Annotated in this window: 3 protein-coding genes; 1 reads left to right on the top strand and 2 read right to left on the bottom strand. The window is 59.8% G+C overall.

Annotated elements, in window-relative coordinates:
- Positions 1–566: IS6 family transposase (locus tag LG661_RS24380; protein WP_230534588.1), on the bottom strand; the 566-nt coding region annotated here is incomplete at its 3' end.
- Positions 567–704: 138 nt separating this feature from the next.
- The gene (locus LG661_RS24375) at positions 705–1,730 is read right to left on the bottom strand and encodes an IS3 family transposase (protein WP_230534587.1); all 1,026 of its coding nucleotides are present in this window, start codon (positions 1,728–1,730) and stop codon (positions 705–707) included.
- A 218-nt stretch (positions 1,731–1,948) separates the two neighbouring features.
- Between LG661_RS24375 and LG661_RS24370 the strand changes: the two genes are divergently transcribed.
- Positions 1,949–2,425 (top strand): Lrp/AsnC family transcriptional regulator, encoded by a 477-nt coding sequence (locus tag LG661_RS24370; RefSeq protein ID WP_230534586.1) that lies wholly within the window; start codon positions 1,949–1,951, stop codon positions 2,423–2,425.
- Positions 2,426–2,672 lie beyond the last annotated feature (247 nt).

Raw genomic sequence — 2,672 nt, 5'->3', positions numbered from 1 at the left:
CCCTGAATTAACATCACACCCGGATCACCCTCATGGGGCAGGCTATGCTCGACCCGGTTGTTCAGATAGGCGCTCTGCCGGATGCGAATGGGTTTCAGGTCAGGTCGCGATCTGTCCTGAAGCCGGTCTGCAGTATCACAGGACAGGATCGCCTCCCGATTGGTCTGACTTCCGTCGACGACGATCCGCTCGGGTCGGCCATGCCGCTTAAGAGCTTTGCGCAGGAACCATTTGGCGGCAGCCAGATTGCGCCGCTCACTGAACCAGAGTTCGACCATGTCGCCGTTGTTGTCGATGGGCCGGTAGAGATACATCCACCGCCCGCGGACCTTGATATAAGTCTCGTCTATATGCCATTTCCGGCTCACGGGACGTTTGCGCCGATTGAGCTGCTCAAGTAGAAGCGGCGCATAATGAACGGTCCAGCGATGGATAGTAGCGTGGTCCACTGAGATGCCGCGCTCGGTCATCATCTCCTCCAAGTTCCGGAGGCTGAGATTGTAAGCCAAATACCAGCGGACGCAGAGTAGGATCACGGATCGATCAAAATGCCTGCCCTTGAACATAATAAATCTCCGGAGATTGCCGGAAGGCATAGACCGAACTGAGTTACTGATGGGTTTGCGACAGTTCCTGCGTAAGAGGTCTTGGTCCGGGTATTGATGGGAGACGCCAGCATAAATCCACTGGCGTCTCTTCTGCTGTTACTCCGCCGGCGTAATGCGTTGAACCTGCCCCCATATGTGATCCACGGGCGATGCAACCTTCCGGGCTTGGTAAGTTTGTTGGGCGAAGGCGCTCGGGGTCAAGCCACCGAGCGCTGTATGCGGTCTGGTCTCATTGTAATCTCTCCTCCAGTCTTCAATCCGCTCCCTGGCATCGGCCATGGACAGGAACCATGACGCATTCAGGCATTCCGCTCTTAGGCGGCTGTTGAACGCCTCAATGTACGCGTTGTCCGTGGGCGTTCCTGGCCGGGAGAAGTCGATCTCGACCCGGTTCAGGTACGCCCACTGGTCGAGCGCTCGACCGGCAAATTCCGGGCCATTGTCCACCCGCAGGCTCTTGGGCCGACCGCGGCTTCTGGCGATCTCATCAAGGGCCTCGACGACCTGGTAGGCACGGAAACTCACTCGCGGGACTATCGCCAGTGACTCGCGCGTATGGCAGTCCACTACCGTCAGGATCCGGAACGGCCGCCCGTCGAAAAGCTGGTCGGCCATGAAGTCCATCACCCACACCTCGTTGGGGCCGCCCACCTCCGGCCGACCCTGTCGGTAGCGCCAGGCGCGCCTACGCTTGGGTGCCTTGGGCCGGATCGACAGCCCCTCCTCGCGGTAGAGGCGGTAAGTGCGTTTGTGGTTCACCGGCCAGCCCTCCCGCCGCAGCAGAATGTGCAGCCGGCGGTAGCCGTAACGCCCTCGGGCTGCTGCCAACTCCTTGAGCCGCATGCGCAGCTCAACCTGCGGATCCNGCCGCAGCAGAATGTGCAGCCGGCGGTAGCCGTAACGCCCTCGGGCTGCTGCCAACTCCTTGAGCCGCATGCGCAGCTCAACCTGCGGATCCGACCGCTTGCGGTAGCGCTGCGAGGAGCGCTGGAAATCCGTCGCGGAGCATGCCCGCCGTTCGGTGATGCCCATCTTGCGGATCACCTCGGCCACCGGCGTGCCGCTCTCCGCTTGGCGCAGAGCAAAGGCGATCTGCTCCTCCGTGTAGCGCGTCTTCTTCATGGCACTGACCCTCCTCAAGGATCAAATTGCCCGAAAAAGTTGTCCTCCAAATGGACCAGTTTGGCGGGTCAGGACCAGGTCTGTCTCTATCACCGCTTGATGGAGAGAGAGTAAGGAGTTCTGGATGAAAGGTGCTATCTGATTTCCATCTTTCGCTATCGACTAGGAGTAATGGAACCGGCTATACTGACATTCCGCTTGCTAGTTGTGGTTCTAACATGGAAGAAACTTCCAATTCCGCTCTTGATCGCGTTGACATCAAGATCCTGCGCGCCCTTCAGGCCGACGGGCGGCTGACCAACGCCGAGCTCGCGGCGCGGGTGAGCGTCAGTGCCGCAACCTGTCACAGGCGGACGCAGCGTCTGTTCGATGACGGCTTCATCACGGGCGTTCGGGCGGAAGTCGCCCCTTCCATGGTAGGACTAGGCACGCTTGTGATGGTCGGCGTCGTGCTCGACCGGTCTACGCCCGAGAGTTTCGCGGCGTTCGAAGGAGCCGTGCTTGGCATGAAGGATGTTCTTGACTGCAATCTGGTGGCGGGCGACTTTGACTACCTGCTGAAGATCCGCGTCCGTGACATGGAGGACTTCAACAAGCTGCATGGGCAGAAGCTGATCGCCCTTCCGGGTGTGAGGCAGACGCGGACCTTCTTCGTCATGAAGTTGGTCAAGGAAAATGCTCGCCTGCCGTTTTGAAGGTGCATGCGGTCGCGACTCAACCGTGAGGGGTGCCGCCGATACCTGTGATGCGCCCCCCTCTCCGCACCAGGACAGAGTGGCATACAACCATCATACTGCCTGGTATTGCTGCTGCGTGGAACGCCATAGTGCCTGCCCCGGCAAGCTCCGATCCTAGAGGAAAACCGGCTATTCGTTGCCTAGTGGTGCGAATGTCCTGTGCTCCCTCGTCTCCGTTGCATTGCCAGTGATGGTCGCGCACAGG

Origin of the sequence: Microvirga roseola, from assembly GCF_020866965.1 — a bacterium.
GTDB lineage: Bacteria > Pseudomonadota > Alphaproteobacteria > Rhizobiales > Beijerinckiaceae > Microvirga > Microvirga roseola.
The sequence above is the reverse complement of the archived record's forward strand: the minus strand, read 5'-3'. Positions and strand labels throughout refer to the sequence as shown.